Consider the following 21000-nt stretch of genomic DNA (forward strand, 5'->3'; position numbering starts at 1 on the left):
CAGGGGACAGGTAGGTGGGAAGACTGGACGCGGCCTTTTTCATCAAAGCCTCTAAGAAAAGGCCAATACACACGTTCACTATGCAGGACAGCACCGCATCGGCAGCGCCATTCAGTACGCCGTTGCGTTGCTGCGCTGCGGATATGGGGATATGGGGATATGGGGATATGGGGATATGGGGATATGGGGATATGGGGATGTGGGGATGTGGGGTAGTACGGAGCATTGCAGGAAGATTGTTGGGCCGCTGGTTTGATGCTGGCGCTGCGATCTGTGTTGCCGCTACGCACCCGGGATCAACAGCAACTCAGGTGACACGCCACTGCGTGCACATGGAGGGGCGCTGGTGTCTGCGGGACGTCGGCATCAACGTCGGAAGCAGTGGTCTTACTCTGTTAATGCCGTGGTGGGATGCGGTGATCCAAGCCGACCGACTCCTTGAGCAGCCCATGTGGTGCTGCAAACACGCCAGAAACACCACCGCGCCGCTGCACACGCATAAATGTGTGTGCTTGCTGGGTTTCTAGTGTCCAGCCGCTGCGGGGGAGGTGCCGCAATGGCCAACCTCACGGCCTGGAACGTGCACCGCATGCCAGGTGCCATCCGCTGCGGGGGTCAGTTGCGTGAGGTCCACACTGCAAACGCGGCGGTTTTCACGTGCAACCACTTCGTAATGGGCACCGGCCACGGGCACAAAGCTATATGCAATGTTGCAGAGGTTGACGTTGATGACATTGCCGCCACTGCTCCACGGTGTTTTTTGGGGAAAGAGACTGGTCTGGAAGGAAAATGCAGCGGTGATTGGCTGAGCAGCACGGGCCGCAATCTCGATATAGTGCCGCGGGGTCTGAGGGAGTTTGGGCATCCCCAGATCACGCTTGCGCTGTCCATACATCTGCCAACCGTTGGGGTAGCCGCTGCCTGGTGCGCCTGGATTGACGCAGGTGCTATTGGGGTAGACCTTGACCTGACGTGAGCCAATCAAGCGGATGTGGGCCAGTTCGCCCTCTTTAGGTTCGGCGTAAGAGGAGAATTCATCTTTAATCTGATCACCAATAGAGGCGCATCCGGTTAACCAGACGGTCCCCGGTAGTAATGCAGCAAGACATATCAGGATTCTGGGTTTCATATTTCACCTATTAAATTATTTAATATCGTGATCACTATAGACGGTCACTAAGCACATCATTGGCTCATGCAGTTTTTTTATTTACGCAGTCAATGTATGGAAAAAACCGGCGTGGCCGTTATCTATAAAGCATCAGATTGCAGGCGTTGAGAAGGCCATAGCGCTTGTCCGAATAATTTATAAATATCCATTCACTCCAGAATGGCTTGGATGTCGGTATTTAAACGCTGCGCTATCAACCCCGGGCGCACACGTGCTGATATCGATACTCTGAGGCGATTGCATGGACGGAATCGCGGCATTAAGATGCGACGCGAATCACATCACGTCATGATATTGCTCACTCCATAGGCGGCACGTTAACCCATAGGTTGCAATGCGGCCCCTACCCCCTACCACTGACGGAAAGAAAATAGCTTGAGAAAAGGGATTTCTCTTCACATGACACTGAGTTTACTTCTTACCAACAGCAAAACGGGTGTCCTTGCGGGCACGGTGATTTGCAATACTGACGTTGTTGCTGCGTCGCAAGGTTTATACGTTGCATCCCACCGCGTTTTAAATGGAGTTTAACAATGAAGATGCCCTGGCGATTATTCATAACTGCAATGTTGCTTGTCGCTCACACCGTGGCTGCGGCGGAGTCTGAATCAGAACAAGACCGATGGTATACCTCTGCTTTATTGGAATATGCACCTTGTGCCGGGAAAAATTTCTCATCGTTTCTCGACAAGTTCTCCAATGACGCCAGCATCCAGCGGGAATACGCGGAATACCCACTGAGAATCAAGGAACTGGATCTATCCGCCGCGCCGGAAGTGAGAAAAATCATCAAATACTTGAGAAGCAATCAAATCTCCCATCCAGTACTTCCGTTGCGTGCCACACGGGAGAAACAATCATTGAAAATGCTTGAAGTGCGGCAACGCTATGTCAATGAAAACCGTAAAGCCATCCTTATCAAACCGAATACGGATGATGTCACGGTGTACGAATTCGTGAAGGATGGCTGCTGGCATTTGTGGTCTATTGATCATCAAGCATCCACTGCGCGCCATCCACAGTTGTATTGGATGGATGCGATATTCCCCGCAATGGATAATTGCACTCCGTATTATTTTTATTTTGACCCACACACCAAGCGCACTAGCAATGGGGTGTTGGAACGCAAGGGATATACTCCTTATCAGGTTGAAAACTCTGTTGCAAAGTACAAAGTACATGACAAGTTTATGGGCCTGGATGCCACGGAAATCACAATACCCACAAGCCCATACGGCATGTATAAGGTGACGCTGCCAGTCAGCGTAGAACGTCTTACCGCGGCGGTGGAAAAAAACACCGGCCATCGTCTGGCCATTGCGATCCCCGAATTTAAATCTCAATCCGGAGTGCCCTACCTTGTAGAGGAAGGCAACAACACCTCCAGTTTTGTATGTGCATTTGATGCCCGATAAATAATGCATCCTGCGGCACGTTGTTTGCACTGTTGGCGTTGTATGCAACCCCGTTCTCAATGGAGTTTAATAATGAAAATCCCCTGGCGATGCTTCATCACCGCTACCGCGGTGTTGTTTATGGCTCACACCGTGGCTGCTGTGGCCCCTGCCTCCGCAGCAGAGCATGTGCAGGCCGCAGCAAAACCCATGGTGTCGTGCCCTGGAGAAGATTTCACAACGTTTTTTAAAAAATTCTCCAATGATGTAAACATCCAGCGGGCTTTCACCAAGTATCCGCTGAGAATCAAGGAGCTGGATTTGTCGGCTGCACCAGAAGTGAAAAAAGTAGTCAAGCATTTAAGAAGCGATCAAGTTCACTTCCCTGTGTTTCCTTTAAAGGCAGAAAGGGAGAGGAAATCATTGGATATTATTAATGGCACGGGAAGATATTTAAATGAGAACAGAAAAATTATATTAATCCAACCTAATACAGATTATTTAATGCTTTACGAATTCGTTAAAAATGACTGCTGGTATTTGTCATCCACCGATAATCGCTCATTCACTGGTGGCCAACAAGAACTACACTGGCTGGATAATATTTATCCATCTATGGATGACTGCACTCCATATCATTTTTATTTCGAAAAAGAATCCAAGCGCACCAGCAATCGCATTTTGGAACGTAAGGGATATTATCCTTATAAGGTCGATGAAGAGGTTGCAAGATATAAATTACATGAAAAGTTTATGGGCCTGGATGCCACGGAAATTGCGATCCCATCCAACACATACGCAATTCATATGATCACGGTACCGGTCAACGTAAAACGTCTTGCGGCGGCGATTAAAAAAACAACCGGGTATCAGTTGGCCATTGCAGCCCCAGGGTTCAATCCTCAATCAGGGGTGGCCTACCTCGTAGAGGAAGGCAAAAACAAATCAAGTTTTGTGTGCATAACGAGTGATGAAGGAGGATTTTAATTATGCCTATTTATAACCCTGGTTCCGATTTTCTCCCAGGGTCTGATGATGGCCCTAAAAAATATCTAGGTATTCTATTTCATCCAATTTTAAATGGAGTTCAACAATGAAAAGAGTCTTGAAATTATTCATAGGATCTGTGTTTTTTATGGCTTACACCGTGGCTGCGGTCACGCCTGACACACAGAAAAATCAATCGCACGCCACAACAACACCTAGCGTGCCCTGTCCCGGAAAAGACTTTCCATCGTTTCTTGAAAAGTTCTCCAATGACGTCACTATCCAGCGGGCTTTCACCACGTATCCGCTGATAAAACATCAATATGATATTACTGCTCAACCCGAACCAAAAGAATTCATTCAGATACTGCAACGCGAGCAAATTGAATTTCCCGTCATGCCACTGAGCCAAGAGCGGAGCAGGATACCCTTAGACATTGAAGTCATTAAACTCACCTCAAACAAGGCACAAGTTCGTGTTGTCAAGCCAGACACGGATTATCAAATATCTTATTTCTTCAAAAAGAAAGGCTGTTGGAAACTTGTAGAAATTGACAATCATTCATTTTAGATAATTTAAGGAAAAATTAAATGACATTTAATGACATCATGAATAGGGTGCTTCCAGCACAAGATAAATCATCATCTCATCGTTTGGTTTTTCTATTGACGATGATTTTTTTTGTTTTCTTGCAAAACGTCCATGCAAATAATGTACACACACCAACAATCAAGACCTCGAAAATGATACCAGACGAAGATAGAGAGTATGCCGAGTCGATGTTTAAAGAACATCCTGAAATTTTCCCAAAGGGAAGGCGATCATCAATATTACATGGGATCATCTTATTGGGGATGACTCCCTTTGAAGCAAAATTAGCCGGAGGCGCTTTTTTCTATAAGGTGACTGCCGACACATCCCGATGGCCGGAACATAGTGATCCAATGAAAGTAATGTGGGCGCAATCGATAAAACCAGATAATAGCGAAATCTGGATGACCTTTAAAAACGCTTACCAGTTTCCTGGTGAAGGTGATATTCCATTTCGGGTTCACTTCAAAAAAGGTCACGCTGTCAACATAGAGAAACTGGATAAATAATATGTCAAGAAAGATTTTCACTCGCGGCATCTTGTTACTCCTGGCAACGGTATTCCTGGGGTTGGCCACAGCGTTTATTTTCTTTTATGGTCCTGATTTTAATAGAAACGATCCAAGCAAACCAAGAATCAACTTACCTTTTGATCTTAAAAAAGTGGGTGAAACATATTCGTTTGACGTAAATCTCGGGGGGCCGTTAACTTGCTCTCTTGATGTAAAATTTTTCATTGCTGCTCCAAATAAATGGTCCCGTTTGCTTGATAAAAACAGAGGGATTGAAGAAGAGAGGCGTTTTTATGACCTCCTGGGTGGCTCAAAACTTATTAATCACGAATGGATTGAACCAGGAGTGCCTGCCAAGTTCCGAGTTCAATTCATTCAAAAGGAAGGTAACAAAGTCATTCTAGATAAAATAGTAGATCACCCCAAAACTGGGGAGAGTTACATGGGAAGATATACTATTTTGGCACAAGACACGCTCCAGGCTGGCACATATACCATCCGGCTTGACTATCTAGAGGGTGCGCCAGAGCTTGCGCCTTTATATGCCGAGATTCGATTTAGCAGAGCCTACACTGGAAAATAAAACAAAGGAGATTATATGTATACGGTAACGATTAATATTGCTGGCAGAGGAACATGGCTCAAGAATGCGGGGGATAACAAACCTGGCCAATCTGCTGTGGGGCATATGTGGTATGAAATCAGTGATGGGAACGGAAATAATAATAGCTATGGCTTTGCACCAGATAAAACCCATCATGACAATCCATTCAATAATAAGAAACATAGAATATTACAAACTCATCGGAAATGAAATATGAGAATCTCACCTCTTTCCATACAACACATACTCTTAATTAATTTTCTTTTTATTTCTCTCGCATCAATGACTGGATGTGAATCAAAGGAGAAAGATCAAATGATTAAAGAATATATACAGAATGACTTAAAGGTCGGCCAGGTTGTTCGTGTCACTGATCTCACCAAAGTGACACATGGAATGGTATGTACCCTTTACCCTTATCAGTCATACATTGACGAAAAGGTTCCACAAAGTGTTCATATTAATGCGTACCTAAAAGCATCAGGGTATATCGCAGATGAGTCACATTGGGCCTTTGTTATTGCTGAAACTGAAACAGTCAATCTTTATCAGTTCAAGCGATCCAGAAATCTGGATATCCTTGCCAGCCATGAAATCCAATCTGAACACAAAACGAAGTTACCAGAACACTTTAAACCAGCTAATTGTGCATCTTTAGAAAATGCGGTAGTCACAAAAATCGAATCAAAAAATAGATTTTTTTTGATCATGGGAGAAATTGAATGAATGGATATGAAAGTCTTTATAACCGTTACATGCAAGAGGCTAATAGATACGCAACGTATTACGGACTTGATCCTAGCACTGCACATAATGGTGAATGGGATGCTTTTCGTCATGCCTACGCCAGTGGAGCGATGACTCGGGAATATGGTGAAACAGCAGCTCATCTTTTTGGAGATTTGAATGAGATACGCGGCGATTTCATTCATAACCAGCCTGAATATGAAAAGAATATGGATAAATGGAATAACTCTGTTGGCCGTAATATTGGGAAGGATTCCGCAAGTAGCGACGAGATTGCACGTCGCGTATACGATGCAATGAAGCGAGGTCACCTCATTACAGACCCTTGGAATGATACCCGTCGCTATAACGAAAGAAATCAACCGGGGAAAGGAAACAACCGTGATGCTCTTGGCGACAGCACCGGCAGCAACAGCCACGGGACAGGGGCTGCGGGTGGCCCAGGGGCAGGTGGTGCCAGTGTTAGCAAACGGATCACTCCGCTCCCGCCGCGCGATCCGCTGGCGTTGGATTTGGACGGTGACGGGATCGAAACGACAGGCAGTGATGGCAGGGTCATTCTGTTCGACCACGATGCCGATGGGGTCAAGACCGGCACCGGTTGGCTGAAGCCGGACGATGGTTGGTTGGTGCTGGACCGTAACGGTAACGGGACGATTGACTCCGGGCGCACGCGTGCTGATATCGATACTCTGAGGCGATTGCATGGACGGAATCGCGGCATTAAGATGCGACGCGAATCACATCACGTCATGATATTGCTCACTCCATAGGCGGCACGTTAACGTTAACCCATCAGTTGCAATGCGGCCCCTGCCCGTTGCCACTGACGGAAAGAAAATAGCTTGAGAAAAGGGATTTCTCTTCACATGACACTGAGTTTACTTCTTACCAACAGCAAAACGGGTGTCCTTGCGGGCACGGTGATTTGCAATACTGACGTTGTTGCTGCGTCGCAAGGTTTATACGTTGCATCCCACCGTATTTTAAATGGAGTTTAACAATGAAGATGCCCTGGCGATTATTCATAACTGCAATGTTGTTTGTCGCTCACACCGTGGCTGCGGCGGAGTCTGAATCAGAAGAGGATGAACGGTATTCCTCAGCCACATATGGAGCGGACTGTACCGAGGAGCATTTTTCATCGTTTCTTGAAAGGTTCTCCAATGACGCCAGCATCCAACGAGAACACACCGAATACCAATTGATAAAGAAGGAAATGGATCTGTCCGCGGCACCGGAGGTGAGAAAAATCATCACCTATTTGGGAAGCAATCACATCAAATCACCCGTACTTCCGTTGCGTGCCGTACGGGAGAAACAATCATTGAAAATGCTTGAAGTGCGGCAACGCTATGTCAATGAAAACCCCAAAGTCATGCTTATTAAACCGAATACGGATGATGTCACGGTGTACGAATTCGTGCAGAATGGCTGCTGGTATTTGTCATCCATTGATCATCAGGCATCCACTGCGCGCCATCCACAGCTGTATTGGATGGATGCGATATTCCCCACAATGGATAATTGCACTCCGTATTATTTTTATTTTGACCCACACACCAAGCGCACTAGCAATGGGGTGTTGGAACGCAAGGGATATACTCCTTATCAGGTTGAAAACTCTGTTGCAAAGTACAAAGTACATGACAAGTTTATGGGCCTGGATGCCACGGAAATCACAATACCCACCAGCCCATACGGCATGTATAAAGTGACGCTGCCGGTCAGCGTAGAACGTCTTACCGCGGCGGTGGAAAAAAACACCGGCCATCGTCTGGCCATTGCGATCCCCGAATTTAAATCCCAATCCGGAGTGCCCTACCTTGTAGAGGAAGGCAACAACACCTCCAGTTTTGTATGTGCATTTGATGCCCGATAAATAATGCATCTTGCGGCACGTTGTTTGCACTGTTGGCGTTGTATGCAACCCCGTTCTCAATGGAGTTTAATAATGAAAATCCCCTGGCGATGCTTCATCACCGCTACCGCGATGTTATTTATGGCTCACACCGTGGCTGCAGTGGCCCCTACCTCGGCAGCAGAGCATATGCAGGCCGCAGAAAAACCCACGGTGTCGTGCCCTGGAGAAGATTTCACAACGTTTTTTAAAAAATTCTCCAATGATGTAAACATCCAGCGGGCTTTCACCAAGTATCCGCTGAGAATCAAGGAGCTGGATTTGTCGGCTGCACCAGAAGTGAAGAAAGTAGTCAAGCATTTAAGAGGCGATCAAGTTCACTTCCCTGTGTTTCCTTTAAAGGCAGAAAGGGAAAGTAAATCAATAGAAATAATGGATGATTTAAATTCAGAAAAAGTATTATATCAGCCTGGAAAAGATTATCTCATGGCATACAAATTTGTGAATGATAGCTGCTGGTATTTATCATCAATTGAGAATCAATCATTGACTCGTGGCGATGTCAAGCTGCACTGGCTGGATAATATTTTTCCAGCCTTGGATGACTGTATTCCATATCATTTTTATTTTGACTCACAATCCAAGCGCACCAGCAATGGCGTTTTAGAGCGCAAGGGCTATTCTCCGTATAAGATTGAAGAATATGTGGCACGATATAAAGTGCATGAAAAATTTATGGGCCTGGATGCCACGGAAATTGCAATCCCATCCAGTACAGACTCAGTTTATATAATCACGGTACCGGTCAGTGCACAGCGTCTTGCGGCGGCAATTAAGAAAAGAACCGGTCATGAGTTACCCATTGCTACCGCGGCTACCACGGATTTTAAATTCAGATCCGCGGTGGCCTACCTCGCAAAGGAAGGGAAAAACAAATCAAGTTTTGTGTGTATCGCTGACTATATAGGAGGACATTAATCATGCCTATTTATAACCCCGGTTCCGATTTTCGCCCAGGCTCTGGTTATGGTCCTAGAAAATCACCCACTCCAGGGGGGTCGACCAACCATCGCGGTCAAGATTTTCCCGCTGTGATAGGCACGTCCATCCCAGCCGCCGCTGACGGTATCGTCTATGGCACATATGCTAAGAAAAAAAATGGTAGTTATGTGCTTGATGGATATGGAAACACGATCGTCATAGAGCACACCATCAATGGCGAAAAGGTGTACACCTTATACGCGCACCTGAATGAACCATCTACGCTTAAGAAAGGGGACCGGGTCAGCCAAGGGGATTGTGTGGGTTATGTGGGAGTCACAGGTAATACTAGCGGCCCTCACCTGCATTTTGAAGTGATTAAAGATCAACCTAATCCCATAGGAAAAGGGCATGCAACCTACGATCCAAGGACGTTTGAGTTTCCTGATGCCTCAGGCAGTCGCCTCGGCGGAGCCAGCGCCGACAGTGACCGGGACAGCACCGGCAGCAACAGCCACGGGACAGGGGCTGCGGGTGGCCCAGGGGCAGGTGGTGCCAGTGTTAGCAAACGGATCACTCCGCTCCCGCCGCGCGATCCGCTGGCGTTGGATTTGGACGGTGACGGGATCGAAACGACAGGTAGTGATGGCCGGGTCATTCTGTTCGACCACGATGCCGATGGGGTCAAGACCGGCACCGGTTGGCTGAAGCCGGACGATGGTTGGTTGGTGCTGGACCGTAACGGTAACGGGACGATCGATTCCGGGCGTGAGCTGTTCGGCACCGATACCGTGAAACGCAACGGCCAATTGGCCACAGATGGCTTTGATGCGTTGCGCGATGTCGATAGTCATCAGGATGGCAAGATCGACGCGGCTGATCGTGTTTTCGCCAATCTGCGGATTTGGCGGGATCTGAATCAAGACGGCATCAGTCAGGCGAATGAACTCAGTACGCTGGATGCGAATCACATTGTTTCGATTGGGGTGACGGCAACGGCAGGGCGTGTTGATCTGGGGAACGGCAATGTGCAGACAGCGGCGGGGACGTTTACCCGTTCCAACAGTACGACGGGGGCCACCGAGGGCACCACTGGCACTGCCGCGAATCTGGATTTGCTGGCTGACACGTTCTATCGGGATTTCACGCAACAGGTTGCGTTGACGGATCAGGCTAAGGCGCTGCCTTTTTTACGCGGCTCCGGGCGGGTGCGCAATCTGGACGAGGCGATCAGTCTGTCCAAGGATTTGGGCGATTGGGTACAGAGTTATAGTCAGCAATCCACGCGGCAAGCGCAGCTGGATCGGCTGGATGGTTTGATGGAGAAATGGGCCAACACTTCGGACATGCAGTCTCTGCGGGCGCAAGCGGAGGCACTCGCCTCCAAGGGCGTCACAGTGACTTATGTGTTGTCTGGATTAAACCCGGGCACAGCGGCTTATCAGAATTTCTTGCGCAAGCTGGGCATTGTGGAGCGCTTCATGGGGTTCACTTACGGGGGTAAGCAAGGGGAGGCACGTTTTACGCCCTTGGATGCCACGTCTGGCACGATGACCGTGAGTTTGTCAGATGCTCAGGTGACCAATATTGCATTGGCGTATGAGCGGTTCAAAACGGATATTTATGAATCGCTGCTGCTGAAAACCAGGATGGAACCCATCTACAACCTGGCGGAGGAGGATTTTGTCAATGGCGCCTGGGTCATGGACTGGAGCGGTGTAGAACGGGCGCTCAAACAGGGGATTCAGCGTCATCCACGGGATGGGATATTGGATGCCATTGAGTTTGTGAGTGCTCTCGGATACAAGACCGCCGAACGGCTGGGGTGGAACGCGATCGGTTTTCTCGCCGACCAACTCAGTGCAGCGCCGGATATGGAAGGATTCAACCGTGAATCCAGCAGTTGGACGGTAATCCTTTACGCCGCCAATGAACATTATCTTCCTGGTACCTTGGGCTCGGATTTGCTGGTGGGGACATCAGGGAATGACTTGATCAGGGGAGGTGGTAATGGTGAAGGCAACGATATACTGATTGGGAAAGGTGGGAACGACGAGCTCAGCGGTGGACTTGGGGACGACATCCTGGACGGCGGTACCGGCAATGACGTGCTCTCCGGCGGCACCGGTAACGATACGTATCGGTTGGCCATCGGTGCCGGGGTGGACCGGATCGAAGACAGCGACAGTACGCCTGGCAATACCGATGTGGTGAGGTTTGCCGATGTGGCATCCACCGCATTGACTGCGTTGGAGCGTAAGGACAATGACCTGGTGATCAAGTACGGCACTGGCGACCAACTGACCATCAGCAGCTATTTCCACCCCGGCTTCTCGGATGCCAAGATTGAGCAATTCATGTTCAGCGACGGGGTGACCTGGGATGAAGCAGCCATCAAAGCCCGTGTCATCAGCAACGGCGACGCCAGCAACAACACCATCATCGGCTACAAAGACGGCAGCAACCGTATTTATGGCCTGGATGGCAATGACGAAATCTATGGGGGCGCACTGGACGATATGCTCTACGGCGGTGCAGGGAACGACATGCTCAGCGGCGGCAAAGGTGCAGACACGCTGGACGGTGGTAGCGGTAATGACGTGCTCTACGGCGGCACCGGTAACGATACGTATCGGTTCGCCATCGGTGCTGGGGTGGATCGGATCGAAGACTACGACACCACTACTGGCAATGCAGATGTGCTTTCCATCGGTCAGGGGGTAAGCATCAATCAGCTTTGGTTCCAACATGTCGGTAACGATCTGGAAGTCAGCATCATTGGTACGGGGGATCAGATAACGATCAGCGACTGGTACTCCAATGCGGCATACCATGTCGAGCAGTTCAAGACATCCGATGGCAAGGTGCTGCGCGATAGCCAAGTGAATGCGCTGGTCTCAGCGATGGCCGGGTTTGCACCGCCAGCACTTGGTCAAACGTCGTTGTCTACCGATTATCAGAAGGCATTGAATCCGCTGATTGCCGCGCACTGGAAGTAAGCAGGCTGGAGATGAACCTCGCCACCCCGCCCAGAAACGCTTTCTGGACGGGGTGCGGGAAAGTTGTAGTGATGCGGTGAACACCATGCCATCGCAGATGATGAGTACATCTATGACAAGGTTAGGGCTGATTGGATGGGATGGGTGTGCGTCTTCATCACCCCGGAGGGGGCTGCTTCACAAGGGAGGTTGGCATTGCTCTGCTCTGTTGCGTGATGATCAACCGTTTGCAACGAGGTGTTACACGGCCATGTGGGGCACAGATGATGCGAAGGAAATAATAGCCGTATGAGGGGCGTTCTTTGCTGCGTGGCTGTCATGACGCAATATCAGGGGAAGCCAACACCATAAGTCATTATATGAGTGTTGCTGTGCTGCGCTAGAAGTGTTGCGAGTGATGTTTGATCTTCAGTGACGCCGATGTCTCAGCTATTGAGCAAACAATGGTGATTGATTCAGATCGCTTCTGAGGCAGTCTGCAATCTATGTTCTTGGCTTTGCAAGAGTGGTTAGCCCTGTTGGATGGGCTGGGGGCTAAGCACGCAGTGCGCCCCCACCACCACCGTAGCAACTCAGTCGCGCGACTGAATTTTAGACAGCAAACGCAAGCACTCCAGGTACAACCACACCAACGTGACCATCAGGCCAAATGCGCCATACCATTCCATGTACTTTGGCGCTCCTTGCTCAACGCCATGCTCAATGAGGTCAAAATCCAACACCAGGTTCAATGCGGCAATCACAACGACGAACAGGCTGAAGACGATACCGAAAGTACCTCCTTCATGAATCATTGGTATGTGTATTCCAAAGAAGCTTAATCCGAAGGAGATCAAATAGAGTAAAGCGATGCCACCCGTGGCGGCCATGACACCGAGCTTGAAATTCTCTGTAGCCTTAATCAAACCACTACGATAGGCAAGCAACATTGCCATTAATGTACCGAAGGTCAGTAGCACGGCCTGGAACACAATTCCACCAAATTTTGCCTCATACACTGCCGAGACTGCACCGAGGAAAAAGCCCTCTAAGAGTGCGTACATTGGTGCGGTGATTGGTGACCACTCTTTTTTGAAAGCAGTAATCAGCGCCAGTATTAAACCGCCAATCGCTCCACCAATCATATAGCCACGTGCCGCTAACAGAGGTACGCCATCGACCCCAAGCGACTGATTCCAAGCGAAGACGGAGGTAACCAGCGCTAACAGCAGCAGGGCCCCAGTCTTGTTGACTGTACCGTTTAAAGTCATTGCGTTTCCGTCACGGACGACAACCGAGCCGGTACCCAGATCAAGGAACGTGGACTCCTTAAGAGCAGGATTTCCGCTACGCATAATTTGTTCTCCTTAATAAAGTCTCTAATATGCCCCCACCGCTATGGTGACGACGTATGGGTAAGCATAGCGGATACACTGAACACAGTGGGCATATTAATTGACAGCGAACGAGCCACTTCATGATAATGGGCGCGCTCTTAAGCCATCTTTTCGTCAACTCAAGGGTAATTTATCGGGGTATAGCGCAGTCTGGTAGCGCGCCTGCTTTGGGAGCAGGATGTCGGGGGTTCGAATCCCTCTACCCCGACCATGATGCTTCACTCAATGTATGGTTGTTTATACATTAAGTGGGGTGGCAGGGGAGCATTCCCAGGCGCCCGTAGCTCAATCGGAATAAGAGCACCGGCCTTCTAAGCCGGGGGTTGCAGGTTCGAGTCCTGTCGGGTGCGCCATATCAGCGTAAACGGGTCAGGTAGGCGGCAGTTTCAATGGTGGCTGTAGCTCAGTTGGTTAGAGTACTGGATTGTGATTCCAGTTGTCGGGGGTTCGAGTCCCCTCAGCCACCCCAATAAACGCATTAAACCGAAATATACTATTTTGCGTGATGCATTCCGGTGCTGTTGCATAAGCAAGAAACTATATTATTATTCCAGATTCTAGTAACTTGATCGTTTTTTCGGGCCGTTAGCTCAGTTGGTAGAGCAGTTGACTCTTAATCAATAGGTCCAAGGTTCGAATCCTTGACGGCCCACCAAAAAAATCAATAGCTTACAGAAATGCAAGCGCTGTTTATTTATAGATAGCGCCGGTAAAACTATCGGGAAAACTTCTGGTTTCTTTGCAGCGTCCACGATAGGTGTTTCATCATCGTAGCGCTCGCGTATCGCCCCAGTGCGGTGCTCTCTGGAACGCTTATCCTCACTATAGGAACCCCCTCAGTGCTTAAGGCCGTGCAGCGAGAAGCGTTCTTCATTCTGTGATAACACCTTCCCTGATGGCCATAACAATCTTTTCTCCGGCTAAACAGGATGCATGATGGACATTGATGATGGTGCATACCTCAATGCCTCGTATGCGCAAGTCATAAGCGAATGTCATAGCGGCGGCCAAAACACAGCATATGGTTTGCCTTGGATGGTGTCGGCTAAATCGCTTCACAGTCTCCTTGTGCAGTGCGTCCTTGCGCGATGCCTTCAACTAAACGCTGCCACTTGGGCACATTGAGCTTGTTAACGGCTGTACTTCCTAATGCTGCAAACCCTGCGCCTGAGTCGTGAGCAGTTAAACAGCGTCTTCCAAGAGGCACACGATCTAGGCGTCATCACCGCTGATGGTGCCGATACCGCGCTGGAGTATGGCGATGCGATGGAACGCCTGCGCGTGGTGCTGGGGGCCTTACGGACCAACATTGCCATTGGGGTGGCACCGGCCTTCACCCGGCTGATTGAGCACTCCAAACACTGGTTGATTGCCAATAAAGAGCAACTGCGTGATGGCATCGGCAAAGTCGTCAAGATCCTCATTGCAGCGGGCACCGCCGTATGGAACGTCATCCGTGCCGTGAACAGCGCGGTGAACCAAACCATTGGTTGGAAAGCGGCGCTGCTGGCCGTGGGCGCGGTGCTGGCCCGGGCCTTTGCACTGAACCCACTCACCTGGCTGATTGCGGGGATTGTGGCCCTCGTGGCCCTCGTGGCCCTGGTCGATGACTTCATAACCTACCTGGACGGCGGAGAGTCCTTGCTCGGTGCCTTCTGGGGTCCACTGATTGCCTACGCCAAGCGCGCCAAGGCCGTGATTGAACACCTTACGCCCGCACTCAACGCCCTTGGCGTCCTCTTAGCGGGACTGGCCATCGGTCACGTGGTGAGTAATATTGGCCGCCTTTTGGGTGCAGGCCGCACCCTGGTGCTGTGGCTGGCGGGGCCGTTGGTGAAAGCGCTCCAGGTTGCCGCGCTGGCGTTGCGGGCCGCGTTTTTGTCCAACCCCATTGGAGTAGTGATTGCAAGCGTGGCCCTGTTGGCCTATGCGATCTATACCCACTTTGACAAGATCAAGCAGGCGGTGGGCACCGCTTGGGACTGGTGCACCCGCACCACCCATGCCGCGGTTGGGTCCATCCAACACACGCTGCAAGAGGCTGCCGCCGCCGCCAAGACCACCTGGGCCAGCGTCAAGGACGCCTGTGCGCTGGCCTTTAGCCACAGCATCGCCAGCGCCGATAGCGCGGTGAACCGCTTGCGCACCGTGTTCAGCGCCATGGGCAGCCGTATCAGCGCCGCCCTGACCAGCGCCTTCGACACCCTCATGACGCTGTGGGACCGTACCGTCGGGCGTATCGCCCAGGGGGCCGAGCGGATCAAAGGCTTTTTCCGAGCGATTGCTCCAGCACTGAGCCGGGCCGGTCGTGACACCCAAGAGGTGGCACAGCGCGTCAATGCACAGGTGCAGGCCGCCCAGACGACAGCGCGCCACGCCGCTGCTCAGGCCGCCACGCCCGCCCGTTCTCAGCCCAACGTGCATTCCCAACAGGAAGTAAAGATCGATATCCATACCGCCGACCCGATCCTGGCCGGTCGCCAAGCCGCCGCCGACATCAACAGACACCACCAGATGGCGCTGCGCAATACCGGTAGTGCTGTGGCGTTTTGAGGGGATCGTCTTAGCCTATTACCTCTCTAGCCAGTCTGTCCAAAGGCAGGATCAGGAGCGCAAAGAGTCGGTGTCAATGCATTGGTTGCGCTACTAGACGTATACCTAGGGCGGTACAGACGCGGCTTATCGTATCGAAGCGTGGTTCACTACCAGGCCGAAGGGCCTTGTATAGAGCTTCCCGCGTGATGCCAGAATCCTTCGCAATCTGAGACATACCACGTGAACGGGCAATGTCACCAAGCGCAGCCGCTAACAGTGCTGGATCGTTTTCTTCAAGAACAGCCGTGAGATACGCGGCTACCTCCTCTTCGCTGTTCAGGTATTCGGCGGCATCGAACTCTGGCAGTTCGGAGACATTGATTTTCTTTGTTATGGTCACGGGTCAATCCTCTAAAGATTTTGCTAGCTCAATGGCCCGACGAATGTCTGATTGCTGCGTTGACTTGTCGCCGCCGCCGAGCATCACGATGAGAAAGCTGCCTCGCTGCACGTAGTACATACGCCAGCCAGGTCCGAAGTGTTCGCGCATTTCAAACACGCCTTCACCCACCGGCTGCACGTCTCCAAAGTTGCCGAGCTGCACCTTGCGTAAGCGCTTGATGAGGCGCTGCCTTGCCAGCCCATCCTTTAGGCCCTTTAGCCAGTCAGAGAACCCTTCAAGTCGTTTTAGCGTGTAGGTCATGCACTGCACTGTAATCGAACGATTACTTTGCAGTAAAGTCAAACGAAAATAGTAATGCTGTACCGTGATCCATCTATCTATCTGCTCATGATCACCCTGACCCACCGCCACATCGGCACCATCACCCTGGATGCAGTGCTTGAAGAAACGCACCAAGCCGAGCTGCGCATCACTGAAAACCCGATAGAGTCTGGCGCGATGATTGGCGATCACGCCGTTCTGATGCCGCAGACCGTCACCATTGCTGGCATTGTGGTGGACTACCAACCCCAGCGCAGCCCATCCCCTGCCACAGAGGAGCACAGGGCCGAGCCATTGCGTGTCCTGACCGATCGCGTCCCATTCCCCACGGACCTGCTGCCCTTCACCGCTCAGGCCCTGCGTGTGGCCCAACGTGAGCTGCCCTCGGTGATCAGCCAAGCCACTGCACCCCAGAGCGACGGCCAGCACGCCGTGCGCCCTCTGGCCGATTGGCTGCCGGATTACCAGCCCATCCCCCCCCCGTGATGACTCCAGCACCACAGGCCGCATTGCCCAGGTGTACACCGCCCTACGGAATCTACAACGCAGCGGACAGACCCTGGAGGTACACACCGGCGTCCAGTGGCACCGGCGGCTAAGGCGGTGGTGATTTGGCGGTAGGTGCCGCCCGGTCCCCAGGCGTCTTTGATGGCCTGGGCTTCGTTGGTGAGGGTGATGGCTTGGTCACGTAATGTTTGGCGCTGTTGGTCATTGAATCCGTTGGTGGGGTCGCGTGCGGCTTGGTCTGCGGCGGAGTTTATTTAATGCAACTGCGTTTGAATAAAAGACGATGATTGGTGGTAATAGATTTAAATAGATTTGCAGTAATACCAACACAGATACCGCCCCATGAGGGGAACGGCATCTGTGGATTTAAATAAATCACTGCAACAGGGAATGAAGTTAGTCACGCATCATCAATAACACCACCCGTAATAATCTTCACCATTTTCTCCTTCAAACAACCATACAGCTACAAATGGACAGTCTTCCGTCACTAACCAAAGCCCTTCCAGCATCTCTTCATCCGAAGCAGGAAAAGATTTTCTGAACATTTCCACCAATTCAGCCGTGGTTCCGTCAATGATAAGTTCAGTCTTTCTATTACCAAGCTTGAGCTTGCCCTCATCGAGCAATTTCTCCACTAAAAATAGGAAATCTTTCTTTCTTTCTTCAAATGAGGCCGGATCAGTTTCTCCAGAAGAAACTCCATGAGCATCCCCTATATCAAACCAAAGAAAATGAAATGGATGCTCTAAATCCTCATAAATACCATCTATCTGCTCTTGCGTTAACATTTAATCACCTAAATTTAAGCTCAACTTTTTTATTTCCAGCTTCCATAAAAGAAGGATTATTCCTGATATCAATCGTCCATCTTGCTTGAGTCACGTCATTCGATTTAGAAACCGATCTCAAATTCACTATAGTTGCATCACTCAATTTAGCCGCATAAACGCCGTCCTTTACCTTCTCTAAAGGCACACCTCCAGTTAATTGCTGTGCATAGTCCTTGATCTGCGCATCGGTTAACGCACGCGAGTCAAATACCTTGGTTGTACCACTTTTATTACTTCCCCCTACGGAACCACGCGGTGTGGCTTTGACCTCTATCCCTGCGATCACCAACTCATTTTTTGGGTTCTTTTTATCAAGCAAAGCGGATACTTCATCCAGGCGCTTTTGCCGCTGCAGCGCCATGATTTGACCAGGCGGCTTTTGGGTTACATCTGGGCCTTTGGGGTTATTTCTTATTTGCTTAAGCGCTTCTTTTTCTGCATTGGCAATCTCTTTTGCGGTGCCAGAAATCCAGCGGCCGCCGATCATTGCCGCTTTAAGGCCGTATTTAGCGAGGTTGCCAATCACTATGGAGGTGACGTAGTCCTGCCCTCTTTCTAGGGCGACTTGTTCTAGGGTTTTTTCTCCGGAACGAATCGCTTTGATGTCTTGCCAAGCTTGATAGGCGGTGATGCCTTTATCGGCTAGCCAGACGGCGCCAAGAATCACTGGGATAAAGGCGGCGTTGTTTTCGGTTTCCAGGCGGGCGGCGGCGCTGCTGACGGCGGCATCGCCTCCGGCGGCGGTGGTGATGCCGGCCACCAGGCTGGTGACTAGGTCGGTACGGTGTTGTTTTTCTTCAGCGCTGAGGCTGGCCGCTTCAGCACCGTTGGCGCGGTCTAGAAGGCTGTTGATGACAACGGCGGCGGCACCACCTACCGCGCCAGCACCACAAGCCTGGCCTTGGGCGGCGGCACCGGCACAACCCAGGAGGCCTTGCAGGGCGCTGCGGGCGGTGTCGCTGCCCAGGGTGTCGGCAAGGTCTTTGATTTCGCGGGCGCCCAGGCTTTGGATGTAGTTGACTGCGGCGTTTTGCAGCATTTGGGTGGCCGGGCCGGTCACTTGTTGGCCGGCGGCCAGGGTCAGGGCGGTCACGATGGTGTGGCCGGTGCCACCCAGTTCCCAGGTGGTGTTGTTTTGGATGCGTTGTTGTAGGGCGGCGACGATGTCAAAGCCGACTTTAAGCGGCAGGTTCCACTTTTATTTGAATATCGCTAATCAAACGGCGTTTATTTAATGCAACTACGTTTGAATAAAATATGATGATTTGTGGTAATAAAAAGATTTACAGAAATACCAACGCGAATGCCGCCCCATTACGGGCACGGCATCTGTAGATTTAAATAAATCATCGCAACAAGGAATGAAATGAATAACGCATCATGCAACGCATCAACACACCTCATGTCCACTCGTAATAATCCTCACCATTTTCTCCTTCTCCTTTTGATATCCATACCGCTCCAGCGGGACAGTCGTCTGCAAAGAACCAAACTCCAAACTCCATCTCTTCATCTGAAGTAGGAAATGATTTTCTAAACATCTCCACCAATTCCTCGGTGCTGCCAGTAATAAATTCGCCCTTTTTTGCAAGTTTGAGCCGTCCCTCATCCAGTAATTTCCCTATTATAAATAGGAAATCTTTCTTTCTTTCTTCAAATGAGGCCGGATCCTCGTCTTGATTAGGAGGAATTCCATGCATCCTCCCTATATAACTCCAAAGGCCATCCAAAGCACCCCCTAACACCTCACAAAAATCATCTATCTGCTCTTGCGTTAACATAAAATCACCTATCACCTAAATTTAATTTCAAATTTTTCGGTTTTTGTAAGCTCCATCAAAGTGGGATTCTTTTCGATATCAATCGTCCACCTCGCTTTAGTCTCATTATTTGAAGAAGAAACAGACCTCAAACGTACCCAGCTTCCATCACTCAATTTAGCCGCATAAACCCCCGGTGTCCTCGTCTCCTTTAAAGGCACATCTCCAGCCAATTGCTGTGCAAACTCTCTGATTTTCTGATCACTGAATGCTTCTGATTCAAGCACCTTCACATTACCCGCTTTATTACTCCCTCCGACAGAGCCGCGCGGTGTGACTTTGGCTTTTAAACCCGAAAAAACAAATTCGCTACTTGAGTTACTTTTATCAACTAAGGCTATTGCTTTATTAAATGCCCCCTGCTGCAACGCGATGTATTGACCAGGCGGTTTTTGGGTTACATCCGGGCCGTTGGGGTGATTACCTATCCGCGTCAGTGCTTCTTGTTCTGCGCTGACAATGTCATCAACGTTGGACAGCTTATTGGCTTTGGAAGTAGCCATCCCCTCCAAGACATCTTTACTGAGATTGATGCCTGCTTCGGCGAGGATCTCTCCCGCTTTGACGGTGCCGGCCGCAGCCAATGCAAAGCCTACATCCGCGATCACTGAGCCGAGATCTTCGCCAAACTGCTTGGCATGTTGATCGCCTCCAACAATGAGAGCTTCCGACATGCGAGAAACCTTGTTAAGCAGTTCTTGAAAGGCGCGCTCACCTAATTGCACCAGTAATTTTGGGTGGGTAAGGATTTTCTCCAACTCATGAAAGACATCCACCGGATGCAGGATCAAGTGCTCCAGCCCGTTGATATTGCTGATGCCTGACTCCTTTAAGCCTTTTAAGAGTCCATCAGCAGTGAGTTTATCTTGGCGGGCACTGATCTCACGCCACTTCGCTCTTACTTTCTCCTCTTCCAAGCGGCCTTTGTCTTTCTCCGTAGCGGCCTCAAGCTCCTCGCTTACCATTTGAACGTATTGTTTGGCCGCCAACCAGTTGTTATCCACGGCAGCGATGGCGGCATGGGTGGCGGTGGCCGCATCCGTGTGGGTGGTGCTGGCGATGCCGGTGACGATGGAGGTAATGAGGTTGCGTTTGGCTTCGCGGTCTTGGGCGGTGTCTTCGGGGCGGGGGTCGCTAAATAATCCGGTGAGGACGCTGGAGGCGGCGGCGCCTTGGGCGCCACTGCTGCAGCGTTGTTGGCTGGCCCCAGCACCGGCGCAGGCCAGCAGGGCATGGAGGGCGGCGTGTAGGGGGCTGCCTTCGGTCAGTTGGCCGGTGGCCACCCAGTGGCCAATGGCGGTGGCGCCTTGTTGTTGGACGTAGTTGACGATCATCTGTTTGGCAAGGTCGCTGCTGG

22 protein-coding genes, 4 tRNA genes and 1 pseudogene are annotated in these 21000 nt (G+C 50.5%); 19 read left to right on the forward strand and 8 right to left on the reverse strand.

The genetic code is table 11. From position 1 onward, the window contains the following. The first annotated feature begins 80 nt into the window (after window positions 1-80). Window positions 81-527, forward strand: a complete 447-nt coding sequence (locus F7G16_RS11455; protein ID WP_167405119.1) for a hypothetical protein — start codon at window positions 81-83, stop codon at window positions 525-527. Here the strand turns inward: F7G16_RS11455 and F7G16_RS11460 are convergent. Next, window positions 524-1129, reverse strand: coding sequence for a hypothetical protein (locus F7G16_RS11460; RefSeq protein ID WP_004090246.1), 606 nt, complete (start codon window positions 1127-1129; stop codon window positions 524-526). The genes F7G16_RS11455 and F7G16_RS11460 overlap by 4 nt on opposite strands. 575 nt (window positions 1130-1704) lie before the next feature. On the opposite strand from F7G16_RS11460, the gene F7G16_RS11470 reads away from it, so the two are divergent. From F7G16_RS11470 to F7G16_RS11520, 11 genes and pseudogenes are all read left to right on the forward strand, one after another. Then, on the forward strand, window positions 1705-2586 hold the full coding sequence (locus F7G16_RS11470; RefSeq protein WP_004090247.1) for a hypothetical protein: 882 nt from the start codon (window positions 1705-1707) through the stop codon (window positions 2584-2586). 72 nt (window positions 2587-2658) lie between these two features. Next, window positions 2659-3552 (forward strand): hypothetical protein, encoded by an 894-nt coding sequence (locus F7G16_RS11475; RefSeq protein WP_004090250.1) that lies wholly within the window; start codon window positions 2659-2661, stop codon window positions 3550-3552. 148 nt (window positions 3553-3700) lie between these two features. Continuing rightward, window positions 3701-4123 carry a hypothetical protein gene (locus F7G16_RS11480; RefSeq protein WP_004090251.1) on the forward strand — a complete coding sequence of 141 codons (423 nt, stop codon included), beginning with the start codon at window positions 3701-3703 and terminating at the stop codon, window positions 4121-4123. Between the two features lie 20 nt (window positions 4124-4143). Continuing rightward, window positions 4144-4653 (forward strand): hypothetical protein, encoded by a 510-nt coding sequence (locus F7G16_RS11485; RefSeq protein WP_004090253.1) that lies wholly within the window; start codon window positions 4144-4146, stop codon window positions 4651-4653. A 1-nt stretch (window position 4654) separates the two neighbouring features. Then, entirely contained in the window at window positions 4655-5239 is a 585-nt protein-coding gene (locus tag F7G16_RS11490) for a DUF5625 family protein (protein WP_004090255.1), read from the forward strand. Between the two features lie 15 nt (window positions 5240-5254). After that, entirely contained in the window at window positions 5255-5470 is a 216-nt protein-coding gene (locus tag F7G16_RS11495; protein ID WP_011098370.1) for a hypothetical protein, read from the forward strand. A 105-nt stretch (window positions 5471-5575) separates the two neighbouring features. After that, complete coding sequence (locus F7G16_RS11500; RefSeq protein ID WP_004090259.1) at window positions 5576-5986, forward strand: hypothetical protein; 411 nt, start codon at window positions 5576-5578, stop codon at window positions 5984-5986. Further along, window positions 5983-6708 (forward strand): annotated as a pseudogene (locus F7G16_RS11505) (DUF6973 domain-containing protein); the annotation flags it as partial. The gene F7G16_RS11500 and the pseudogene F7G16_RS11505, both read left to right, overlap by 4 nt. Before the next feature lie 302 nt (window positions 6709-7010). Beyond that, the gene (locus tag F7G16_RS11510) at window positions 7011-7889 is read left to right on the forward strand and encodes a hypothetical protein (protein ID WP_004090262.1); all 879 of its coding nucleotides are present in this window, start codon (window positions 7011-7013) and stop codon (window positions 7887-7889) included. A gap of 72 nt (window positions 7890-7961) precedes the next feature. Further along, a complete protein-coding gene (locus tag F7G16_RS11515; RefSeq protein ID WP_004090263.1) occupies window positions 7962-8846 on the forward strand; it encodes a hypothetical protein in 885 nt (294 codons plus the stop codon). Window positions 8847-8848: 2 nt separating this feature from the next. Continuing rightward, the gene (locus F7G16_RS11520) at window positions 8849-11848 is read left to right on the forward strand and encodes a calcium-binding protein (RefSeq protein ID WP_004090265.1); all 3000 of its coding nucleotides are present in this window, start codon (window positions 8849-8851) and stop codon (window positions 11846-11848) included. A 572-nt stretch (window positions 11849-12420) separates the two neighbouring features. Here F7G16_RS11520 and F7G16_RS11525 read toward each other — a convergent pair. Beyond that, window positions 12421-13182 (reverse strand): Bax inhibitor-1/YccA family protein, encoded by a 762-nt coding sequence (locus tag F7G16_RS11525; RefSeq protein WP_004090267.1) that lies wholly within the window; start codon window positions 13180-13182, stop codon window positions 12421-12423. Between the two features lie 176 nt (window positions 13183-13358). Between F7G16_RS11525 and F7G16_RS11530 the strand changes: the two genes are divergently transcribed. From F7G16_RS11530 to F7G16_RS11550, 5 genes are all read left to right on the forward strand, one after another. Beyond that, a tRNA-Pro gene (locus F7G16_RS11530) sits at window positions 13359-13435 on the forward strand. A gap of 63 nt (window positions 13436-13498) precedes the next feature. After that, window positions 13499-13577: transfer RNA gene (locus F7G16_RS11535), tRNA-Arg, on the forward strand. Between the two features lie 39 nt (window positions 13578-13616). Next, a tRNA-His gene (locus tag F7G16_RS11540) sits at window positions 13617-13693 on the forward strand. Between the two features lie 110 nt (window positions 13694-13803). Further along, a tRNA-Lys gene (locus F7G16_RS11545) sits at window positions 13804-13879 on the forward strand. 494 nt (window positions 13880-14373) lie between these two features. Then, window positions 14374-15777 carry a hypothetical protein gene (locus F7G16_RS11550; protein WP_011098374.1) on the forward strand — a complete coding sequence of 468 codons (1404 nt, stop codon included), beginning with the start codon at window positions 14374-14376 and terminating at the stop codon, window positions 15775-15777. A 73-nt stretch (window positions 15778-15850) separates the two neighbouring features. On the opposite strand, the gene F7G16_RS11555 is transcribed toward F7G16_RS11550, so the two are convergent. Then, window positions 15851-16159 (reverse strand): addiction module antidote protein, encoded by a 309-nt coding sequence (locus F7G16_RS11555; protein WP_004085003.1) that lies wholly within the window; start codon window positions 16157-16159, stop codon window positions 15851-15853. Window positions 16160-16162: 3 nt separating this feature from the next. Next, complete coding sequence (locus tag F7G16_RS11560) at window positions 16163-16462, reverse strand: type II toxin-antitoxin system RelE/ParE family toxin (RefSeq protein ID WP_011098375.1); 300 nt, start codon at window positions 16460-16462, stop codon at window positions 16163-16165. An 87-nt stretch (window positions 16463-16549) separates the two neighbouring features. On the opposite strand from F7G16_RS11560, the gene F7G16_RS11565 reads away from it, so the two are divergent. Together F7G16_RS11565 and F7G16_RS11570 are read left to right on the forward strand one after the other, a co-directional pair. Continuing rightward, entirely contained in the window at window positions 16550-16969 is a 420-nt protein-coding gene (locus tag F7G16_RS11565) for a phage baseplate protein (protein ID WP_241547333.1), read from the forward strand. Window positions 16970-17104: 135 nt separating this feature from the next. Continuing rightward, the gene (locus F7G16_RS11570) at window positions 17105-17248 is read left to right on the forward strand and encodes a hypothetical protein (RefSeq protein WP_155115087.1); all 144 of its coding nucleotides are present in this window, start codon (window positions 17105-17107) and stop codon (window positions 17246-17248) included. Between the two features lie 152 nt (window positions 17249-17400). On the opposite strand, the gene F7G16_RS11575 is transcribed toward F7G16_RS11570, so the two are convergent. The 4 genes from F7G16_RS11575 to F7G16_RS11590 form a co-directional block, all read right to left on the reverse strand. Then, window positions 17401-17781, reverse strand: coding sequence for a DUF596 domain-containing protein (locus tag F7G16_RS11575; RefSeq protein WP_004089371.1), 381 nt, complete (start codon window positions 17779-17781; stop codon window positions 17401-17403). Window positions 17782-17785: 4 nt separating this feature from the next. Continuing rightward, the gene (locus F7G16_RS11580) at window positions 17786-18916 is read right to left on the reverse strand and encodes a DUF769 domain-containing protein (RefSeq protein WP_012382788.1); all 1131 of its coding nucleotides are present in this window, start codon (window positions 18914-18916) and stop codon (window positions 17786-17788) included. A gap of 307 nt (window positions 18917-19223) precedes the next feature. After that, window positions 19224-19604 carry a DUF596 domain-containing protein gene (locus F7G16_RS11585; RefSeq protein WP_004087391.1) on the reverse strand — a complete coding sequence of 127 codons (381 nt, stop codon included), beginning with the start codon at window positions 19602-19604 and terminating at the stop codon, window positions 19224-19226. Window positions 19605-19615: 11 nt separating this feature from the next. After that, window positions 19616-20977, reverse strand: coding sequence for a DUF637 domain-containing protein (locus tag F7G16_RS11590; RefSeq protein ID WP_012382789.1), 1362 nt, complete (start codon window positions 20975-20977; stop codon window positions 19616-19618). Window positions 20978-21000 lie beyond the last annotated feature (23 nt).

This window comes from Xylella fastidiosa (assembly GCF_011801475.1).
In the GTDB taxonomy this organism is placed as follows: domain Bacteria; phylum Pseudomonadota; class Gammaproteobacteria; order Xanthomonadales; family Xanthomonadaceae; genus Xylella; species Xylella fastidiosa.

Coding starts and splice junctions, on each gene's coding strand:
- F7G16_RS11455 (WP_167405119.1), top strand. CDS start 81: ATGCAGGACAGCACCGCATCGGCAGCGCCATTCAGTACGCCGTTGCGT.
- F7G16_RS11460 (WP_004090246.1), bottom strand. CDS start 1,129: ATGAAACCCAGAATCCTGATATGTCTTGCTGCATTACTACCGGGGACC.
- F7G16_RS11470 (WP_004090247.1), top strand. CDS start 1,705: ATGAAGATGCCCTGGCGATTATTCATAACTGCAATGTTGCTTGTCGCT.
- F7G16_RS11475 (WP_004090250.1), top strand. CDS start 2,659: ATGAAAATCCCCTGGCGATGCTTCATCACCGCTACCGCGGTGTTGTTT.
- F7G16_RS11480 (WP_004090251.1), top strand. CDS start 3,701: ATGGCTTACACCGTGGCTGCGGTCACGCCTGACACACAGAAAAATCAA.
- F7G16_RS11485 (WP_004090253.1), top strand. CDS start 4,144: ATGACATTTAATGACATCATGAATAGGGTGCTTCCAGCACAAGATAAA.
- F7G16_RS11490 (WP_004090255.1), top strand. CDS start 4,655: ATGTCAAGAAAGATTTTCACTCGCGGCATCTTGTTACTCCTGGCAACG.
- F7G16_RS11495 (WP_011098370.1), top strand. CDS start 5,255: ATGTATACGGTAACGATTAATATTGCTGGCAGAGGAACATGGCTCAAG.
- F7G16_RS11500 (WP_004090259.1), top strand. CDS start 5,576: ATGATTAAAGAATATATACAGAATGACTTAAAGGTCGGCCAGGTTGTT.
- F7G16_RS11510 (WP_004090262.1), top strand. CDS start 7,011: ATGAAGATGCCCTGGCGATTATTCATAACTGCAATGTTGTTTGTCGCT.
- F7G16_RS11515 (WP_004090263.1), top strand. CDS start 7,962: ATGAAAATCCCCTGGCGATGCTTCATCACCGCTACCGCGATGTTATTT.
- F7G16_RS11520 (WP_004090265.1), top strand. CDS start 8,849: ATGCCTATTTATAACCCCGGTTCCGATTTTCGCCCAGGCTCTGGTTAT.
- F7G16_RS11525 (WP_004090267.1), bottom strand. CDS start 13,182: ATGCGTAGCGGAAATCCTGCTCTTAAGGAGTCCACGTTCCTTGATCTG.
- F7G16_RS11550 (WP_011098374.1), top strand. CDS start 14,374: ATGCTGCAAACCCTGCGCCTGAGTCGTGAGCAGTTAAACAGCGTCTTC.
- F7G16_RS11560 (WP_011098375.1), bottom strand. CDS start 16,462: ATGACCTACACGCTAAAACGACTTGAAGGGTTCTCTGACTGGCTAAAG.
- F7G16_RS11565 (WP_241547333.1), top strand. CDS start 16,550: ATGATCACCCTGACCCACCGCCACATCGGCACCATCACCCTGGATGCA.
- F7G16_RS11575 (WP_004089371.1), bottom strand. CDS start 17,781: ATGTTAACGCAAGAGCAGATAGATGGTATTTATGAGGATTTAGAGCAT.
- F7G16_RS11585 (WP_004087391.1), bottom strand. CDS start 19,604: ATGTTAACGCAAGAGCAGATAGATGATTTTTGTGAGGTGTTAGGGGGT.
- F7G16_RS11590 (WP_012382789.1), bottom strand. CDS start 20,977: ATGATCGTCAACTACGTCCAACAACAAGGCGCCACCGCCATTGGCCAC.